This is a genomic window from Rhizorhabdus sp. P4_G6, from assembly GCF_056401045.1.
The window spans coordinates 97,163-116,128 of sequence record NZ_JBFUKC010000003.1; the positions used below are offsets into that span (position 1 = coordinate 97,163).

Consider the following 18,966-nt stretch of genomic DNA (forward strand, 5'->3'; position numbering starts at 1 on the left):
TACTTGCTATCTTGATGCCGTTGCTATAATAAAAGATCACCTCCCCGGGTATTGATTCGCTGCCGCTGTGGCCGGATGATGCACTGTGCCCTTTAGAGGAGGTAATTATGGAAATGCTGGTTTCGACGGAGTGGCTCGAAGGCGAACTTGGCGCCAACGATCTGCGCGTCGTCGATGCGACCTATTTCGCGCTGGATCCGGCGCGCGATCCTCTCGCCGAATATGAGGCCGGTCACGTCCCTGGTGCGATCTTCCTCGATCTAGGCAATCTCAAGGACGACAACTCGGACTTGCCGGGCATGCTGCCCCCGGCGGAGAAGTTCGCGAGCCGGATGCAGTCGCTGGGCCTTGGCGACGGCAGCCGCATCGTCCTGTACGACAACAGCCCGCACCGGACGGCGGCGCGTGCCTGGTATATGTTCCGCATGTTCGGCGCGAACCAGGTGGCGATTCTCGACGGCGGCCTGCATAAATGGGTCGCCGAGGGGCGTCCGCTCGAACAGGGCAAGGTCAAGCTGCGCCACCGTCACTTCACAGTGTGGCGCGATCCGGCCGCCGTGCGCGATATCGACCAGATGAAGGCCAATGTCGCGAGCGGCGCCGAGGAGGTTGTCGACGCCCGTTCGGCGGCGCGCTTCACCGGCGAGGAAGCCGATCCGCGCGGTCTCGCATCGGGCCATATCCCGGGGTCGCGGAATCTGCCCTACGACCAGCTTCTCAATGCCGATGGTACCTTCAAGAGCAAGGACGAGATCCGCGCCGCCTTCGAGGCCGCCGGCGTGGACCCGGCCAAGCCGCTCGTCACGACCTGCGGTTCCGGCATAACCGCCTCGGTGCTGCTGTTCGGCGCGGCACTGCTCGGGCGCGAGGATATTGCGCTCTATGACGGGTCGTGGAGCGAGTGGGGCTTGCGCCCGGACACCGAAAAGGAGATCGGTGCCGCGTGCAAGACGACGAGCGCAGCAGCCTGAAGCCTGGTACCCGGCTGGTGACAGCCGGGCGCCACGCGTCATCCGCCGGCCGGGGGATCGTCAATCCCCCGGTCTGGCGCGCCTCCACGATCTTGTTCGACAGCGTGGCCGATCTGCGCGCCGCGGTCCGCAGGCCGAATGATGGCCTATATTATGGCCGGCGCGGCACCCCGACACAGTGGGCGCTCGCCGATGCGCTGACCGAACTGGAACCTGGCGCGGAAGGGACGATGCTCTATCCGTCCGGCGTGGCTGCAGTCACCTCGGTGCTGCTGTCGCTGCTGTCGCCGGGCGACGATCTGCTGATGGTGGACAGCGCCTATGAGCCGACCCGCGCGATCTGCAACGGCCTGCTCAAACGGATGGGCGTAACCACCCGATATTATGATCCGATGATGGGTGGCGGCATATCCGCCCTTATCGAGGACCGGACCCGGGCGATCTTCCTGGAAAGCCCGGGCAGCCTCACTTTCGAGGTGCAGGACGTGCCGGCGATCAGCGCCGCTGCCCGCGCCCGCGGCGTCACGACCGTGCTCGACAATACATGGGCGACGCCGCTGTTCTTCCCGGCCATTGCGCATGGCGTCGACATCAGCATCCTGGCCTGCACCAAATATATCGTTGGCCATTCGGACGTGATGATGGGATCGGCCACCGCCGGCCCGGGCCATTTCCAGGCGCTTCGCCGTGCCAGCCTGTCGCTGGGCCAGTGCGTCAGCCCCGACGACGCCTATCTGGCTGCGCGGGGCCTTCGCACACTCGGCGTCCGGCTGCGCCAGCACCAGGACGGGGCACTCGCCATCGCCCGCTGGCTCGAACAGCAGCCGCAGGTCGCGCGGGTGCTGCACCCCGCCTTGCCGGGCTGTCCCGGCCATGATCTGTGGCAGCGCGACTTTTCGGGCGCAGCCGGGCTGTTCAGCATCGTGCTCGATGGCGGGGACGATGCGGCCCGGGCGGCGATGATCGACGGGCTCGCCTTGTTCGGAATCGGTTTCTCCTGGGGCGGCTATGAAAGCCTCGCGCTGCCTGTCGATCCCGTCGGGCTCCGGACCGCCACCCGATGGGACGCCGAAGGCCCGGTCGTGCGGTTCCACATCGGCCTCGAGGACCCCGCGGATCTCATCGCGGATCTCGCGCGGGGGCTGGCGCGATTCGACGCTGCGCGAGGATGAAGCGATTCTGAACGAAGCTGACCGGGCGATCGATTTTTCCGCTGAGCCCGGCAGAGTGACATTCCGCTGCTGCTCAGATGGCCGGCGTGGAAACCAGCATTTCGAGCCGGCGGAGCGCTGATCCGAGCGAATTGCCTAAAAAACGGGCGGCCGCGGCAGTCGCTGCGTCGGCCGGGCCTGCCCGGCCGAGGATCAGTCCCAGACCCGCCATGCCGGTCGTTTCCGCCTCGCGCAGAATGGCGTCGAAACGCCGACGCGTGATCGAGTTCGCGGCAGTGTAACGCGCGGCGAGCGCTGCCCTACAATCCGCGCTATTTCCGTATTGCGGCGCGTCATCATCACGCCTTGCAACCGCCATGTCGTTGAGGAGTCCGAGCGCCAGATGGACCGGCGCGAGAATGTCTTCAGCGGCCGCAGGCACGGCGTTCTCGGTGGAGATGCGGCGATCGAGCATGGGAGACACCTGGCAACAAGCTGAAATAGACAGCAATCACTAGTGGATATTGCTTAATATTCGGTCAATCCCGGCTGCACCCGTTCGCGCGCCACGCACCGTCACAAATCGGAAATATCAGTGTTGCGGTATGGCAACACTATTGACCCAAGATGGGGCGTCTCACCGGATAAGCGTTGTGCAACGCAAGATGCTGCTGCACAAACGCACCGCTTCGTGCAGCAGTCGGCTCGTCCCTCTTTCGAGGGTTCAAAGAAGTCTGGCGCGGACGAGCAGGGGAACGGATCGAAGTTTTATATAAGGGGAATACCTATGCGCGCTTCCATGATCGGTCTTTCGGCCCTTGCGTTGGTCGCTTCCGCCGCACCTGCCCTGGCGCAGGACGACGTCAAGGATTTCACGCTGACCGGCAGTGCTGCCATCGTCAGCGACTATCGTTTCCGCGGCATCTCGCAGTCGGGCAAGCGCTTCGCTGCCCAGGCGAGCGCCACGCTGACCCACAGCTCGGGTTTCTACGGCAGCTTCTGGACCTCGTCGATCGATGATTATGTCGCGGCGGGCGCCGACGCCGAGCTCGATCTGATCGCAGGCTACTCCACCACCGTCGAAGGCTTCACGCTCGATGGCGGCGTGCTCTACTACGTCTATCCTTCGGCTTCGAAGGGCGTGAACACCGACTTCTTCGAGCCCTACGCCTCGATCAAGTACACCGTCGGCCCGGCAACCCTGAAGGGCGGCGTCGCCTATGCTCCCAAGCAGAAGGCGATCGCATCGCCGATCCTGGGCGGCACCAAGGACGACAACCTCTATCTGTATGCCGAAGCTTCGGGCGCGATCCCGGACACCGGATTCTCGCTGACCAGCCACGTCGGCTATTCGAAGGGCCGCAGCTTCCTGACCGCTGGCCTGAAGGACTATGTCGATTGGAACCTCGGCGCCGCCTACACCTGGCGCAACGCGACGTTCGCCGTGTCCTATGTCGATACCGACGCCAAGAAGGGCGAGTTCGTGGGCAATGCTCCGGCGTTCCGCAACGTCGCCAAGGCTGGCGTCGTCGGCTCGGTGACCTACGCCTTCTAAGATCGCGCGTCACGCGTAACAGGGAAGGGGTCGCGGCATGCCGCGGCCCCTTTTTGTCGTCCGGCCATGCTCTTGCGAGGGAAAACCCGTGCGTCAGCGGCTGGCGGCGACCAGCTTCCATGTCACCGGATGGCAAGGCGCGGCAATCAGTCGCTCGGTCGGGCCTTCCTCGATGATTACGCCGGCATCCATGACCGCGATCCGGTGGCACAGCCTCCTTGCCACGGCGAGATCGTGGGTAATCATCAGCACCGCGAGACCGCGGCTGCGTTGAAGCTCGGCGAGCAGGTCGAGGATCGTGCCTGCGACCAGCACATCGAGTGCGGAGGTGGCTTCGTCGAGCAGCAGCAGGGCGGGATCGGGGCCGAGCGCGCGGGCGATCGCCACCCGCTGTGCCTGGCCGCCGGACAGGCCGCCAGGCCGGCGGTCCCCCAGCGCGGGATCGAGCCCCACCTCGCCGAGCACGGCGGCGACCCGCCTGGCCACCGCGGCCCTGTCCAGCTCCGGCCGAAGCCGGCGGAGCGGCTCGGCGACGATGTCGGCGACCCGCCAAAGTGGATCGAGGCTGGCGACCGGATCCTGGAAGACCGGCTGGAGGCCGGCGCGGTCGCTAGGCCGCATCGCGTGGCGTGGCGGCAGCGGCTGGCCGCGCCAATCCACGTCGCCGCGGTCGATCGGGCCGAGCCGGGCAATGGCGCGCGCCAGGGTCGACTTGCCCGATCCCGATCCGCCGACGATCGCCAGCGCTTCGCCTTCGGCGATAGCAAGATCGGCGCCCGCCACCGCCTGGAACCGGCCGCGCCGCCAGCCCGGCCGCGCGAACGACACCGCGACACCGCGCGCCTCGACCAGCGGCGCGCCGATCGGCCCGAGCGGCGGCGGCGGGCCGTCGAGCCTGGGGCTCGCCGCGATCAACGCGCGCGCATAGTCGCTGGCGGGATTGCGCAGCAGCATCGGCGCCGGGCCGGTCTCGACGATCTGCCCGTCGTGCAGCACCGCCACCTGATCGGCGTGATCGGCGACGGCGGCGAGATCATGGCTGACCAGCAGCAATGCCATGCCCTGTTCCGAACATAGCCGCCGGAGCAGCGCCATGATCTCGGCGCGCAGCATCGCGTCCAGCGCGGTCGTCGGCTCGTCGGCGACGAGCAGCTTAGGGCGATGGGCAATGGCCATCGCGATCAGCGCGCGCTGCCGCTGGCCGCCAGACAGGCGGTGCGGATATTGATCGAGCCGCTCGGCCGCCCGGTCGAGGCCGACCCGTTCGAGGGCCGCCACCATCTCCGCGCGGGAAGGGCGGCGTGCGCCTGCCTGGGTCCAGGCCTCGCGCAGCTGGGCGCCGATCGTCAGGTGGGGGGTCAGCGCGGTCAGCGGCTGCTGGAACACGAAGCCGACATCCCGTCCGCGGATGATCCGCAGCCGCCCCTCATCGGCGCCGACCAGCTCCTCGCCGGCCAGTCGGAACGAGCCTTCGACCACCGCAGGCGAGAGACCGAACGGCGCGAGGCAGGTCTGGCTCTTGCCCGATCCCGAGGCGCCGACCAGCGCGAGCGACCGGCCGGCCTCGATGCGGAAGCCGATATCATGCACGATCGGCCGGCCGGCGATGGCGATACGCAGGCCTTCGGCCACGAGCAGGCTCATAGCGCGAACCGGTCGCGCAGCGTCTCACCGATGCGGGTCAGGCACAGCAGGATTGCCACGAGAACGATGCCGGGCAGCAGCAGCGCGTGCGGGGCGATGTCCATGTCATCCGCCCCGTCCTTGATCAGGATGCCGAGCGATGTCATCGGCTCCTGCACGCCCAGGCCGAGGAAGCTGAGGAAGCTCTCGATCATCACCACCTGGGGGATGGTCAGCAGCAGGTAGGCGATGGCGACCCCGGCGATATTGGGCAGCATGTGGCGCAGCACGATCGCGGCCGGCGGGACGCCCGCGGCCTCGGCGGCGGTGATGAACGGGCGCTGCTTGAGCGCGAGCATCTGCCCACGCACCACCCGCGCCATGGTCAGCCACTCGACCGCGCCGATGCCGAGGAACACCAGCAGGATGGATCGGCCGAATACCACCATCAGCAGGATGACGACGAACATGAACGGCAGCGCGTAGAGGGCGTCGACCACGCGCATCATCGCCTCGTCCATCTTCCCGCCGGACCAGCCGGCGATGGCGCCCCATGTGACGCCCACGATCAGCGAGACCAGCGCCGCCGCGGCCGCCACGCCCAGCGTCACGCGGGTGCCGACCAGGGTGCGCGCGAGCAGGTCACGGCCCACGCTGTCGGTGCCCATCGGGTGGCCTGCGGTCAGCGGTGCGGCGCGCACCGCGTTCCAGTCGATCATGTCATATCGCCAGTCGAGCGCCAGCGGGCCAAGCGCCGCGGCGATGGCGATGATTGCGAGGATCGTGAGCGCCGTCCTCATCGCCCTAATCCACCACCGCGCATCCTGGGGAGCCACTGAGCTTGCCGAAGTGGCGTCTCGAAGGAGCCAGCCGTCCTTCGAGACGGGCCTTCGCCTTGGCTCAGTCCCTCCTCAGGATGAGCGTTTGGGGTTGATCCCAGCCCGTTCACCGCCGCGCCCGCGGGTCGAGCCAGCCATAAGCGAGGTCGGCGAGCAGGTTGAACAGGATGATCAGCGCCGCGTAGAGCGTGACCACCCCGAGCACGAGCGGATAATCGCGGTTGAGCGCGCCCTGCACGAAATAGCGGCCGAGCCCCGGCAACGCGAAGACCGTCTCGATTACGACGGCACCCGTCAGCAGCCCGGCGGCGGCAGGCCCCAGATAGGAGGCGACCGGAACCAGCGCCGGCCGCAGCGCATGGACGATCAGCACGCGTCCTCCGCCCAGGCCGCGCGCCCGTGCCATGCGGATATGGTCCTGGCCCAGCACTTCGGCGAGCCCGGCGCGGGCCAGCTTCGCAATGGCGCCCGCGGCCGGCAGGGCAAGCGCGATCACCGGCAGGATAAGGTGCGCCGCGTCGCCATCGCCCCAGCCGGAGACGGGAAGCCATCCGGCCCACAGACCGAGCAGCAGGGCCAGCAACGGGCCTGTGACGAAGCTCGGCAGGGCGGTGAGCAGGGTCGCTACGAGCATCAGGGTCCGGTCGACGGGGCCGCCCGCTTTCGCCGCTGCGCTCAAGCCCGCGCCGAGCCCGAGCAGCAGCGCCAGCAGCAGTGCCAGGCCGCCCAGGGTGAGCGAGATCGGCAGCCCGCGGGCGATGAGATCGGTGACGGTGAAGTCGCGATAAACCAGCGAGGGACCGAAATCGCCATGCAACAGCCGCCAGAGATAGCGGCCGATCTGTTCGGGCAGCGGCCGATCGAGCCCGTAGCTGGCCATCAGCGCGGCGCGCGTTTCGGGATCGAGCGGGCGCTCGCCGTCGAACGGACCGCCCGGCGCGACACGCATCAGCAGGAAGGAGAGGATCACAACCGCCGCCAGCGTCGGCAAGGCGGTGAGCAGGCGGCGACGGATCAGGTCAAGCATGCTGTTATCCCTTCCCCTTCAGGGGAGGGGTTGGGGTGGGGGCTGTCCTCCACTCCAACGTCGGTCTCGATGAGATGCGGAGCCCGCACCCCTGCCCCTCGCCTGAAGGGGAGGGGTGAGAAAGGCGAAGGCGCGTCCCCCTCAGTTGCCGAGGGAGACGCTGGCGTTCGCGCCGTTCGTCGCGGCGGCGGCGAGGATGGTGCGGGTGGCGGGGCCCTTGTCGACCAGGTTGTCGCGGGTGTCGGCGACCGACGAGCGGATGCCCGGCTCGGGCACCGTCCTGGTCAGGCCGATGATATCCTTCTCGGTCTGGCTCTTGGCCGGCTGGGTGCCGGAGAACATCGCCGACAATGCCTGCTGGCTCGAATCGGCCTCCTGCGGGCGGGGCGCGCCGGGCTTGGGCGGCACCAGCACGAAATCGGGCGGGATGGTGAGCGGCGCGCGCTTGGACACGGCGAAGGCGTCCAGGGTGGTGCGGCCGGCCATCACGCCAGGGCGATCGCCCCGGCTGCTGCACCCGGCGAGCAGCGCCATGGCGACGAGCGCCGAACCGAGAAGCAACTTAGACCGCATCGACATTCTCCGCAGGAGCCTTGGGTTCGCGCACCAGAAGGGCGCGCGCCACCAGAAGCAATACACCAATGGTAATCGCGGCGTCCGCGACATTGAAGACCAAAAAGGGATGCCAGTTCCCGATATGCAGATCGAGGAAGTCGGCGACATAGCCGAGCCGCGCCCGATCGGTGATATTTCCCGCCGCACCGCCGAGGACAAGGCCGAGCGCCGCGACCTCCGGCCGCGCTTTCTCGCGGCAGATCCATAGACTGATGGCGGCTGCGATCAGCGCGGTCATCGCCACCAGGATCCAGCGCTCCTTGTTGGAAGCGGCGATCAGGAATCCCATCGACACGCCGTAATTCTCGACCCAGCGCAGATCGAAGAAGCTGGTGAGCGTCACCAGCCCACGCTCCGGCAAGGCGAGCGGCGTCATGATCAGCCATTTGGACAACTGATCGATGACGAAGATCGCGGCGGCTATGCCGAAGCCGAGCGGGCGATGGGTGATGCGGGCGAGCTCAGCCATGCACCACCGTCTCGCAGCGACTGCACAACGTACCTTCGCTCTTCACCTCGGGCAGGTGTCGCCAGCAGCGGCCGCATTTCTCATATTCGGTTTTCTGCACTTCGAACGCGATCGGATCGGCACCATTGGCCAGGTCGGCGGCGGCGGCGTCCCCGTCGCAGACCTCCACCCTGGCGACGATACCGATCTCGGCCATGTCGGCCGTGCGCAGCAGCGCGGTTTCACCGGGCGCGTAGCTGATGGCGGTCACGTCGACCTCGAGGCTCGATCCGATGATCTTCTCGCGGCGCAGCGGCTCGATCTCGCCGGTCAGCTTCGTCCGGTAGCGGCGCAGCAATTCCCAGCGCATCCGAAGGTCGTCATTGGCCCAGCCGGCGTCGACCTCGGGCCAGGTGAGCAGGTGGACCGATTCGGCGTCCGGAAAGCGCGTGGTCCACACCTCCTCGGCGGTGAAGCAGAGGATCGGCGCGGCATAGCGGACCAGCGCATGGAACAGGATGTCGAGCACGGTGCGATAGGCGCGGCGCTTGAGATCGTCCGGGGCGTCGCAATAGAGCGAGTCCTTGCGGATATCGAAGAAAAAGGCGGACAGGTCGTTGTTCGCGAAATCGACCAGCGCGCGGGCATAGCGGTTCAGCTCGAACGCGCCCGTCGCATCCCTGAGTTCGGCATCGAGGCTCGCGAGCAGATGGAGTATGTAGAGCTCCATCTCGGGCATTTCGCCGACCGGGAGCTTCTCGGCATCGCTGAAGCCCTCGAGCGCGCCGAGCAGGTAGCGGAAGCTGTTGCGCAGCTTGCGATAGGCGTCGGAAGTGCCGGCGAGGATCTCCTTGCCGATGCGGACATCCTCGAAATAGTCGGTCGAGGCGACCCACAGGCGCAGGATGTCGGCGCCGCTCTCGTTGATGATCTTGAGCGGATCGACGACATTGCCCTGGCTCTTCGACATCTTGCGGCCCTGGCCGTCGAGCGCGAAGCCATGGGTGAGCACTGCGTCATAGGGCGCGCGGCGGCGGGTGCCGCAGCTTTCGAGCAGCGACGACTGGAACCAGCCGCGATGCTGGTCCGATCCTTCGAGATAGAGATCGGCGCGGGTGCCGACGCCATAGCGCGCCTCGACGGTGAAGGCGTGGGTCGAACCGGAATCGAACCACACGTCGAGGATGTCGTTGACCGGCTCATAGTCGGCGGCGCTGTAGTCGGGGCCGAGCAGATCCTGGTGGTTCGCAGTGAACCAGGCGTCGGCACCGCCCGCCTCGAACGCGGCGACGATGCGCGCATTGACGGCCGGATCGCGCAGATAATCACCCGACTTGGCGTTGACATAGAGCGCGATCGGCACACCCCAGGCGCGCTGGCGGCTGATGACCCAGTCGGGGCGGCCGGCGACCATCGCGTGGATGCGGTTGCGCGCCTTCTCGGGCACCCAGCGGGTCTGCTCGATCGCGTCGAGCGCGACGTCGCGCAGCGTCGCGCCATTGCCCTGCGCCTTGAGGATCGCTTCCTCCTCGGCGCAGCGCGGGGCGATGCCGTCCTCGATCGGCCGGTCCATCGGGATGAACCATTGCGGCGTGCAGCGGAAGATCACCTTGGCCTTGGAGCGCCAGCTGTGCGGATAGCTGTGCTTGAAGTCGGCGCTCGCCGCGAGCAGACCGCCGGCCTCGCGCAGGTCGCTGCAGATCGGGCCATCGGGCGCGTTGAGCTTCGGCGCGATCACCGAGCCCTGGCCGCCGAGCCACGCCCAGTCGGCGCGATACCTGCCGTCCCCCTCGACCGCGAACACCGGATCGATGCCGTGCGCCTTGCACAGGAAGAAATCGTCCTCGCCATGATCCGGCGCCATATGGACGAGCCCGGTGCCCGCGTCGGTGGTGACGAAATCGCCGGCGAGGAACGGGCGGGGTTTGGCGAAGAAGCCGCCGAGCTTGTGCATCGGGTGGCGGGCGATGGTGCCGGCGAGGTCGGAACCTTTACCGCGCCAAAGTTCGTCGGAGTTGTTGATCGCCATATCGTCAACCGTGGATCTACCAAAGCGGCTGCCCGTCGTGCGTGCGAGGAATGACTTCCAAAGATCGGGGCTCAAAAGCACCTTCTTCGATGAGTCATCGTCAAATCCGATATTGACGAGCACATACTCAACCTCCGGCCCATAGGCCAAAGCCTGGTTCACCGGAATCGTCCAAGGCGTCGTCGTCCAGATCACCGCATAAGCGCCGACCAACTCGGCGATCGGGCTCTCGACGATCTCGAACGCCACATCGATCTGCGTCGAGACGATGTCCTCATATTCGACCTCGGCCTCGGCCAGCGCGGTCTTCTCGACCGGCGACCACATCACCGGCTTGGCGCCGCGATAGAGCTGGCCGCTCTCGGCGAACTTGAGCAGCTCGCCGACGATCGCCGCCTCGGACGCGTAGTTCATCGTCAGATAGGGATCGTCCCAGTCGCCCTGGACGCCCAGCCGCTTGAACTGCTCGCGCTGCACGCCGACCCATTTCTCGGCATAGGCGCGGCATTCGGCGCGGAACTGGACGGGGTCGACCTCGTCCTTGTTGAGCTTCTTGGCGCGATAGGCTTCCTCGACCTTCCACTCGATCGGCAGGCCGTGACAGTCCCAGCCGGGAACATAGGGCGCGTCCTTGCCGGTCAGCGACTGGCTGCGGACGATGATGTCCTTGAGCACCTTGTTCATCGCATGGCCCATATGGATGTCGCCATTGGCGTAGGGCGGGCCGTCGTGGAGGAGGAAGCGCGGCTTGCCGGCGCGCGCGGCGCGGAGCTGGCCGTACAGGTCGTCCGCCGCCCATTTCGCGAGGATCGCCGGTTCCTTCTGGGCGAGGCCGGCCTTCATCGGGAAATCGGTCTTCGGCAGGAAGACGGTGGCGCGGTAATCGGGCGTCGAGCTGTCGGTCATCAAAACTATCTCAAACCCGCTCATCCTGAGGAGGGGCCGAGCCTGGCGAGGGCCCGTCTCGAAGGATCCTTCGAGACGCCATTTCGCCTTCGCTCAATGGCTCCTCAGGATGAGCGGCGTAAATGGGTCGGGCAGGCCCTACGCGACCGGGCTGTACGCGGCAAGTATCCGCTTCGCCTCGGCGCAATCCTTGTCCATCTGCGCCATCAGCGGATCGAGGCCGTCGAACTTCGCCTCGGGCCGGAGATAGGCGATCATCTCGATCTCGATGCACTGATCGTACAGGCTTTCCGAGAAATCGAAGAAATGCGTTTCGAGCAGTTCCTTCGGCGGTTCGAAGGTCGGTCGGATGCCCAGATTGGCCGCGCCGTTCAGCACCCGCCCGTCGGGCAGGAGGCCGCGCACGGCGTAGACGCCATATTTGGGCCGGAGATAGCGGTCCAGCGCGATGTTTGCGGTGGGATAGCCGATCGTCCGGCCGAGCTTGTCGCCATGCTGGACCAGGCCCTGGATCCGATAGGGGCGGGTGAGCAGCCGCGCCGCTTCGATCGGATCGCCACCCACCAGCGCCTGGCGAATGCGGCTCGACGAGATCGGTCCTCCGTCGTCCGTGACGGGGCCGATCGCCTCGGCCGTCAGGCCTTGCGGCGGGCCGAGTTCGGCGAGCAGCGCGACATCGCCGGAGCGAGCCTTGCCGAAGGTGAAGTCCTGGCCGGTCACGACATGCGCGGCGCCCGTGCGGCCGATCAGCCATTCGGAGATGAAATCGGCGGCCGAAACATTGGCGAGCGCGGCGTTGAAGGTGAATACCAGCATCGCGTCGGCGCCGGCCTTCGCGAACAGGTCCGCGCGCTGCTCCAGCGTGGTCAGCCGGAAGGGCGGCGTATCGGGCCGGAAATAGCGGACGGGGTGCGGATCGAAGCTGGCGACGAGCACCGGCCGGCCGGTCGCGCGGCCGTTGGCGATTGCCGCGCCGACAACCGCCTGATGCCCCCTGTGGAAGCCGTCGAAATTCCCCAGCGCCACCACGCCCCCACGCAGATGCTCGGGAACCGGGCGGTCGCATGTCAGCCGCTCCATGCCGCGCCTATAGGTAGTCGCGGGGGACGGCGCAATCAGCGGCGGTGCAAAGTGATGAAACTATAGCCGGGGCGGCCGTCGGCGGCCGGGTGATCCTCGCGCGCGGCCTCGCGCCAGGCGGCCGGATCGAAGGCGGGCACGATGGCGTCGCCGTCGGGCGCGGCGTCGATCTCGGTCAGCTCGATACGATCGGCGTGGGGCAGCAGCAGCGCATAGATCTCGGCCCCGCCGACCACCGACAGCCGATCGTTTTCGGCTGCGGCAATCGCCTCCGCCACATCATGGAAGACCTCCGCGCCTTCCGCCCGCCATCCCGTATCGCGCGTCAGGACGATGTGCCGCCGGCCGGGCAGCAGGCCGGGCAGGCTTTCGAAGGTCTTGCGCCCCATCAGCATCGGTGCGCCCTGCGTCAGCGCCTTGAAATGCTTGAGGTCTGCGGGCAGGCGCCAGGGAAGGTTGCCGTCGCGCCCGATCACGCCGTTCCGGGCGCGCGCCAGGACGAAGACGATCTCGGGTTTCACACCGCCACCTCGGCCTTGATGTGCGGGTGGGGATCATAGCCCTCGATCTCGAAATCCTCGGGCGCATAGGCGAACATGCTCGACGGCTTGCGCGCGAAACGCAGCGTGGGGAAGGCGCGCGGCTGGCGCGAGAGCTGTTCCTCGACCAGATGGCCGTGGTTCGAATAGACATGGGTGTCGGCGCCCATCCACACCAGCTCGCCGGGCTCGAGATCGGTCTGCTGCGCCAGCATCCGGATCAGCACCGCCGCCTCGAAGATGTTGAACGGGAAGCCGAGGCCGAGATCGCACGAGCGCTGGTACAGGATGCCCGACAGCCGGCCGTTGGCCACATGATATTGATAGGTCATGTGGCAGGGCGGCAATGCCATTCCGGCGAGCTCGGGCACGTTCCAGCCGGTGAAGATCAGCCGGCGCGAGGCGGGGTTGCTGCGGATCATCTCGACGAGGTCGGCGATCTGGTTGACGCCCTTCTCCTCGCGCCGGAACAGCCCGTCGCCGACCGGCGTGTAGCGCGGCCAATCGACCCATTGCTTGCCATAGACCGGGCCGAGATCGCCCCATCGGGCCGCGAAGTCCGGATCCTCGACGATTCGCTGCTCGAAGACATCGCGGTCGATCGCCTCGCCGGTTTCCCGGCGATATTTGTCGAGCGGCCAGTCGGTCCAGATATGGACGTTCTGGCCGACCAGCGGGCGGATATTGGTGTCGCCCGACAGGAACCAGATCAGCTCCTTGATCGCGCTCTTCCAGAATATCCGCTTGGTGGTGATCAGCGGCACCGTGCCGTCCGACAGGTCGAACCGCATCGTCACGCCGAATAGCGCCCGGGTTCCGACGCCGGTGCGGTCGGTCCGCTCGTCGCCGCCATACCAGGCGCGCGCCATGGCATCGAGATATTGCTGTTCGGGGTGATCGCTCATGACGATGGGTTAGCCGCTACGCCCCCCGACTTTCAAGGCCGCTGCCCGGGAAGGGCGGCGAGCGTCAGGCCTGCCGGTTCAGCAGCGGCTTGATCGGGGAAATATCATAGCCGGCCTCGGCAGCCTTCTGCGCCAGCCGGTCGGCATCGTCGCCATCGGCGCCCCGCGCGAGCGCCCAGCAGAAGGTGGAGCGGGTGCCCGAGCGGCAGAAGGCGAGCACCGGGCCCTCGGCCTTGGCGAGCGCGTCGCGCATCGCCGCGATCTGGCTGGGCGCGAAGCCGCCCGGCGTGATCGGGATCGCGACATAGGCGAGCCCGGCCGCGCGCGCGGCCTCGCGGATCACGTCGCCGCTCGGCTGGCCCGGCTCTTCCTGCTCGGGCCGGTTGTTGATGATCATGGTGAAGCCCTGCGCGGCCGCCGTGGCGACATCGTCGGGACCGATCTGCGCCGCTACCGATATGCTGTCGTCGATCTTGCGGAACATGGGGTCTCTCCTCAGCCTCGATAATCGCGAATGGCGGCGAGGAACGCGTCGCCATAGGTTTCCAGTTTCTTTGCCCCTACCCCCGAAACCTGGGCGAGGCCACCCAGCGAATCGGGCTTGGCCGCCGCCATTTCACGCAGGGTGACGTCGGTGAAGACGACATAGGGCGGCACCCCCTGGGCCTTGGCCAGATCGCGGCGCAGGCTCCTCAGCACCTCGAACAGCGGATCGTGCGGATAGTCCGGCTTGCCGTCGCGGGCCTTGCGGCGGCGCTGCCGTTCGGGCGGCAGGACCAGCTGCAGCGGCTCCTCGCCCTTCAGGATCGACTTCGCCGCCGGGCCGAAGGACAGGCCGCCATAATCGTCGGCGCGCAGCGCGTCGCGCGCGAGCAGCGCCCGCGCCACCGGCTTGATCAGCTTCTGCTCGGCCTCGTCGGCGATGCCGAACACCGACAGGCGGTGATGGCCGAGGCCCAGTATCTTGTCGGTCTCGCGCCCCGCCAGCACGTCGGCCAGATGGGTGACGCCGTAGCGCATCTCGGTGCGGAAGGCGGCGGAGAGCAGCTTCTGCGCGACGACGCTGGCGTCGACGCCGGTCGGCGGGCTGAGGCAGTTGTCGCAATTGCCGCAGGCGGGCGGCGGGCTCTCGCCGAAATGCCGGAGCAGGATCGCGCGGCGGCAGCCCGGCGCCTCGACCAGCATCGCCATCGCGTTGAGCCGCTGGCGCTCGCCCGAACGGCGGCTCTCCTCGACATCGGTCTCGATCCGGCGCCGCGCGCGGGCGAAGTCCTCGGCGCCCCAGAACAGCTGGGTCACCGCCGGATCGCCGTCGCGCCCGGCGCGGCCGGTCTCCTGATAATAGGCCTCGATCGACTTGGGCAGGCCGGCATGGGCGACGAAGCGGACATCGGGCTTGTCGATCCCCATCCCGAACGCGACGGTGGCGACCATCACCATGTCCTCGGACGCGACGAACGCCTTCTGGTTGGCGGCCCGCACGCGCGGATCGAGCCCCGCATGATAGGCGCGGGTCGGCCGGCCGCCGCCGCCGAGCTGCGCCGCGAGCTTCTCGGTCGCGTCGCGGGTGGGGGCGTAGATGATGCCGGGGCCGGGATTGTCGTCGAGCAGCTGGGCGAGCTGCCGGCCGACGCCATCGCGTGGGCTGATGCCGTAGCGCAGGTTGGCGCGGTCGAAGCCGGCGAGGATCAGGCCGTCGCGCTCGATGCCGAGCTGCGCCAATATGTCGTCGCGGGTGTGGCTGTCGGCGGTCGCGGTCAGCGCCAGGCGCGGCACATCGGGGCGGGTGTCGAGCAGGCCGCGCAGCAGGCGGTAGTCGGGGCGGAAGTCATGCCCCCATTCGGAGACGCAATGCGCCTCGTCGATCGCGATCAGGGCCAGCGGCACCTGGCTGATCAGCCGGCGGAAGCCCTCGCTCGAAACCCGCTCCGGGGCGACATAGAGCAGGTCGAGCTCGCCGCCGCGCAGCCGGTCGATCGTCTCGTCGCGATTGTCGTCGGCCGAGGTGAGCGCGGCGGCGCGGATGCCGGCCGCCTCCGCCGAGCGCACCTGATCGTGCATCAGCGCGATCAGCGGCGACACGACCAGCCCGGTCCCCTCGCGGCACAAGGCCGGGATCTGGTAGGTCAGCGACTTGCCCGCCCCGGTGGGCATCACCGCCAGCGTGTTCCGCCCGGCCATGACGCGATCGATCACGTCCTGCTGGCGCCCCCGGAACTGCGCATAGCCGAAGGTTCGCTGAAGGGCTTCCAGGGGGGTGGGCATCCGGCGCTTCTAGCCGAAGATCGGGTGGTGTCGAGGGTGTCGAACAAGTGGCGATGAGATTGATCCGCTCATCCAGAGTAAGGGCTGAGCTTGGCGAAGACCGCATCGAAGGACGTCCTTCGAGACGCAACTTCGCCAAGCTCAGTAGCTCCTCAGGATGAGCGGTATCTTGCTCAGCGTAAACCAAACAGACTCTAGGAAACCGGCCGCCTCGGCCCCCGCCGGTTCATCCATCGCTGCGCCGGCAGCTCGAAGCCATGATAGAGCATCGCCGAAACCCCGAGCACCAGCAGCAGGAACAGGCCGAGCAGCGGCAGCGGCACGTCGCTGGGATCGCGGACGAACGCCATCTTGAACAGCAGGAACAGCAGCGCATGGGCGAGGTAGGTCGCATAGCTGATCTCGCCCAGCCAGTGGACCACCCGGACCCTGAGCGGGTTGGGCCCGTCCGCGCCGAGCGCGAGCAGCAGCAGCAGGCTGACGAAGACGAACGGCAGGGCGAGCGGCTCCGGCGCCCCCGCGGCGAAACCCAGCAGCCCGCCGATCACGCAGAGTCCCGCGACCAGCCGCGGCCGCCGCGGCGCCTCCCGCCAGCGCAGCCACAGCGCCGCCACGATCGTCCCCATCGCGAATTCGAGCAGGCAGCGGGGCAGGCCGAGATCGGGGATGTCGTTGCCGAGCAGCGCCTTGCCCGAGGCGTGGAACAGTCCGAACAGCGCCAGCATCAGCAGCGCGAGGATCGCCAGCAGCGCGACGCCCGGCAGCCGCCGCCAGTCGATCCGCAGCACCAGCAGCGGAAACAGCAGATAGGCGCCGAGTTCGCAGCTGATCGACCAGGCCGGGACGTTCCAGCCCAGCCCGTCGATCAGCCCCCAATTTTGCAGCAGCAGCAGGTGGAAGGGCAGCGTCTCCCACGCGAAGCCGAGCGGCATGCCCCGCCCGGTGCCGAGGCACAGCAGCGCCAGGCCAACCGCCGCCAGCAGGATCAGCAGGTGGAGCGGATAGATCCGCGCGATCCGCCGCCACAGGAAATGCGGCACCGCCCGCCAGCGCTGCTCGCGCAGCATCTGCCCATAGTTGAGCCAGATCACGAAGCCCGACAGGATGAAGAAGAAGTCGACCGCCAGATAACCCCGCGCCAGCACCTCGACCAGCGGCGCGGGCAGCCGCCCGGCCGCGCTGTCCCGGATATGATAGAGCACGACATACCACGCCGCGATCCCGCGCGCCGATGTCAGCGGACGAAGTTCATCCCGGACCTGCAAACCGCTCCCCTTTGCCCCAACATGCGCCACCCAGCGATCGCGGGACCTTTGCGTAGGTGCGCCACCACTTCAAAATCGTCATTCCCGCCCTTCGACTGCCTGCAAGGCAGGCGCTCAGGATAAACTTCAGCCAAGGGCTGAAGGCGGGAATCCACCGGCAAACGACCTCCGAACCAAGAGAGGCTTGACCAAGCCGCCAAGTGGATTCCCGCCTTCGCGGGAATGACGATAAAGGCGAGCAAAGACTTGCGCAAAGGTACCCCACTGGTGGGGTCCAGTCAGCGCCCCGCCGCGCCTTGTTTCCCCGCGATGCTGGCCTATATCCCTGATATGGTTTTCCGAAATGCCTTTCTCCGCTTTTCGGCTCATGGGGGTAGCCTCATGACGCGCCTGCGCCCCTCGGGGCTCCGCAGCCGCTAAACACGCGCACGGGCGCCCGAGGCAGTCTCCTAATATCCGATGATCAAGCGCTCCGATCGGCCCGCCGATCGAGGGCGATGTGCTGCCAGGAGAAAATGCATGCACCGCGATATGCTGTCGCAGGACATAATCGCTGTCCTGATAAACCGCCGTGAAACCATCGAAGCCGTGATGGCCCAACATCTCGCCGGCACCCATCAGGGCGCTGCGACCGACGAGGACAAATTCGCCTCTCACCGGCTCTTCGAAGCCCTGCTCGATGGCTTGAAAGCTGAGCCGCCGAGGCTCGATTATCGCGAGGTCCGGCGCCACGCGGGCCGCTTCGGAGACGGTCTGACCGCGATCCTAAGAGATGTGCTGGGACCGGACATATCCGAGGCGTCCCTGGCGCGATGCGTCGATCGCTATTGGACGACATTGCAGGCCGCAGCCGTCTGATCGGTCCGCTTCGGCCCGCGGTGGGGCGCAGTGGTCCGGCCGCGCGCTTCTCATGGAGATTCCCATGTCATCCAGTTTCGTCGTCGAGATGGACGGCCGCGTCGTCGGCCTTGCGGTGCGCTGCAAGGGCGGCTTCCGCTTCTTCGCCTCGGAGCATCTCTTGCGCCCGCTCGACCGCGTCCTCTTCCCGCGCGTCCGTGCGCTGCTCCGGGCAGTCTACGAGAAAGGTAGGTCGCAGGTGAAAAACACGCCCGATAAGCAGGGGCCGTCCCGGACGGATCGCAGCAGAAAGCAACGGCCATGAAGAACGTCCGCGCAACGGCCCGGCCTCCCATCCATATGATCGACGAGGAAGCCGACGCGCTCGGCGACCTCGCGATCAGCGTCGGCAAACGTCTGCCCCACATCGGCCAATTGCTGCTTGAGGAGGTTTCCCGGGCGCAGATTTCGAGTGCGGAGGCGCTTCCCGCAGGCGTCGTAACGATGAATGCGTTCGTCGAGTTCAAGGACGAGGCGAGCGACACCGTCCGCGCCGTGCAGCTCGTCTTCCCCCGCGATGCCGACATCGCCAATGGGCGGATTTCGATCCTGACGCCGATCGGGGCCGGGCTGATCGGATTGAGCCAGGGTCAGTCGATCCTGTGGCCGGACCGCGACGGCAACGAACGCAAGCTGACCATCGTCAAAGTGAATCAGGCGGCAACAACCGCCTGATTCCGATTAGCGGTTGGCGTCTGCCCATATTTGAGCCAGATCACGAAGCCCGAAGGGATGAAGATGAAGTCGACTGCAGGACGGCCCCGCGCCTGCGGGTCGACCAGCGGCGCGGGCGATCGGCCGGCGGTGGGACAAAGCGGCCGTTCGCAGGTCTGCTGGCGAACGGCAGCTGC

The 18,966-nt window shown here is 67.3% G+C and carries 19 protein-coding genes; 6 read left to right on the forward strand and 13 right to left on the reverse strand.

The genetic code is table 11. From position 1 onward, the window contains the following. The first annotated feature begins 107 nt into the window (after nt 1-107). Both sseA and metC read left to right on the forward strand, forming a co-directional pair. On the forward strand, nt 108-971 hold the full coding sequence (sseA, locus tag AC1DPF_RS04615; RefSeq protein ID WP_477871206.1) for a 3-mercaptopyruvate sulfurtransferase: 864 nt from the start codon (nt 108-110) through the stop codon (nt 969-971). Further along, the gene (gene metC, locus AC1DPF_RS04620; RefSeq protein ID WP_477959948.1) at nt 944-2,143 is read left to right on the forward strand and encodes a cystathionine beta-lyase; all 1,200 of its coding nucleotides are present in this window, start codon (nt 944-946) and stop codon (nt 2,141-2,143) included. The genes sseA and metC overlap by 28 nt, the downstream gene beginning before the upstream one ends. 73 nt (nt 2,144-2,216) lie before the next feature. Here metC and AC1DPF_RS04625 read toward each other — a convergent pair whose 3' ends face one another. Beyond that, a complete protein-coding gene (locus AC1DPF_RS04625) occupies nt 2,217-2,597 on the reverse strand; it encodes a hypothetical protein (RefSeq protein ID WP_477959950.1) in 381 nt (126 codons plus the stop codon). Between the two features lie 312 nt (nt 2,598-2,909). Here AC1DPF_RS04625 and AC1DPF_RS04630 point away from each other — a divergent pair, with 312 nt between their 5' ends. After that, nucleotides 2,910-3,677, forward strand: coding sequence for a TorF family putative porin (locus tag AC1DPF_RS04630; protein ID WP_477871201.1), 768 nt, complete (start codon nt 2,910-2,912; stop codon nt 3,675-3,677). 93 nt (nt 3,678-3,770) lie between these two features. Here the strand turns inward: AC1DPF_RS04630 and AC1DPF_RS04635 are convergent, their stop codons facing one another. The 12 genes from AC1DPF_RS04635 to AC1DPF_RS04690 all read right to left on the reverse strand — a co-directional run bounded on the left by AC1DPF_RS04635 (nt 3,771) and on the right by AC1DPF_RS04690 (nt 17,218). Further along, entirely contained in the window at nt 3,771-5,321 is a 1,551-nt protein-coding gene (locus AC1DPF_RS04635; RefSeq protein WP_477959952.1) for an ATP-binding cassette domain-containing protein, read from the reverse strand. After that, the gene (locus AC1DPF_RS04640; protein ID WP_477959953.1) at nt 5,318-6,100 is read right to left on the reverse strand and encodes an ABC transporter permease; all 783 of its coding nucleotides are present in this window, start codon (nt 6,098-6,100) and stop codon (nt 5,318-5,320) included. The genes AC1DPF_RS04635 and AC1DPF_RS04640 overlap by 4 nt, the downstream gene beginning before the upstream one ends. A gap of 145 nt (nt 6,101-6,245) precedes the next feature. Further along, on the reverse strand, nt 6,246-7,166 hold the full coding sequence (locus tag AC1DPF_RS04645) for an ABC transporter permease (protein ID WP_477959955.1): 921 nt from the start codon (nt 7,164-7,166) through the stop codon (nt 6,246-6,248). Nucleotides 7,167-7,307: 141 nt separating this feature from the next. Beyond that, on the reverse strand, nt 7,308-7,739 hold the full coding sequence (locus AC1DPF_RS04650; protein ID WP_477871193.1) for a DUF3035 domain-containing protein: 432 nt from the start codon (nt 7,737-7,739) through the stop codon (nt 7,308-7,310). Beyond that, nucleotides 7,729-8,250: a signal peptidase II gene (gene lspA, locus AC1DPF_RS04655; protein ID WP_477871191.1), complete on the reverse strand. Its 522-nt coding sequence runs from the start codon at nt 8,248-8,250 to the stop codon at nt 7,729-7,731. The genes AC1DPF_RS04650 and lspA overlap by 11 nt, the downstream gene beginning before the upstream one ends. Next, on the reverse strand, nt 8,243-11,164 hold the full coding sequence (ileS, locus tag AC1DPF_RS04660) for an isoleucine--tRNA ligase (protein ID WP_477959957.1): 2,922 nt from the start codon (nt 11,162-11,164) through the stop codon (nt 8,243-8,245). Before ileS ends, lspA begins: the two co-directional genes overlap by 8 nt. 138 nt (nt 11,165-11,302) lie before the next feature. Beyond that, complete coding sequence (locus AC1DPF_RS04665; protein WP_477959959.1) at nt 11,303-12,244, reverse strand: bifunctional riboflavin kinase/FAD synthetase; 942 nt, start codon at nt 12,242-12,244, stop codon at nt 11,303-11,305. 35 nt (nt 12,245-12,279) lie between these two features. Beyond that, nucleotides 12,280-12,765: a dihydrofolate reductase gene (locus tag AC1DPF_RS04670; RefSeq protein ID WP_477871185.1), complete on the reverse strand. Its 486-nt coding sequence runs from the start codon at nt 12,763-12,765 to the stop codon at nt 12,280-12,282. Next, nucleotides 12,762-13,688 carry a thymidylate synthase gene (thyA, locus tag AC1DPF_RS04675; RefSeq protein WP_477959962.1) on the reverse strand — a complete coding sequence of 309 codons (927 nt, stop codon included), beginning with the start codon at nt 13,686-13,688 and terminating at the stop codon, nt 12,762-12,764. The genes AC1DPF_RS04670 and thyA overlap by 4 nt, the downstream gene beginning before the upstream one ends. A 64-nt stretch (nt 13,689-13,752) precedes the next feature. Next, entirely contained in the window at nt 13,753-14,172 is a 420-nt protein-coding gene (locus AC1DPF_RS04680; protein WP_477959964.1) for a protein tyrosine phosphatase family protein, read from the reverse strand. A gap of 11 nt (nt 14,173-14,183) precedes the next feature. Next, nucleotides 14,184-15,953 carry a DNA helicase RecQ gene (recQ, locus tag AC1DPF_RS04685; protein WP_477959966.1) on the reverse strand — a complete coding sequence of 590 codons (1,770 nt, stop codon included), beginning with the start codon at nt 15,951-15,953 and terminating at the stop codon, nt 14,184-14,186. A gap of 194 nt (nt 15,954-16,147) precedes the next feature. Beyond that, complete coding sequence (locus AC1DPF_RS04690; protein ID WP_477959968.1) at nt 16,148-17,218, reverse strand: acyltransferase family protein; 1,071 nt, start codon at nt 17,216-17,218, stop codon at nt 16,148-16,150. Between the two features lie 519 nt (nt 17,219-17,737). On the opposite strand from AC1DPF_RS04690, the gene AC1DPF_RS04695 reads away from it, so the two are divergent. From AC1DPF_RS04695 to rnk, 3 genes are all read left to right on the forward strand, one after another. Then, nucleotides 17,738-18,076 carry a hypothetical protein gene (locus AC1DPF_RS04695; protein ID WP_477959970.1) on the forward strand — a complete coding sequence of 113 codons (339 nt, stop codon included), beginning with the start codon at nt 17,738-17,740 and terminating at the stop codon, nt 18,074-18,076. Nucleotides 18,077-18,140: 64 nt separating this feature from the next. Continuing rightward, nucleotides 18,141-18,380 carry a hypothetical protein gene (locus tag AC1DPF_RS04700; RefSeq protein ID WP_477959972.1) on the forward strand — a complete coding sequence of 80 codons (240 nt, stop codon included), beginning with the start codon at nt 18,141-18,143 and terminating at the stop codon, nt 18,378-18,380. After that, complete coding sequence (gene rnk, locus AC1DPF_RS04705) at nt 18,377-18,790, forward strand: nucleoside diphosphate kinase regulator (RefSeq protein ID WP_477959974.1); 414 nt, start codon at nt 18,377-18,379, stop codon at nt 18,788-18,790. The genes AC1DPF_RS04700 and rnk overlap by 4 nt, the downstream gene beginning before the upstream one ends. Nucleotides 18,791-18,966: the final 176 nt, after the last annotated feature.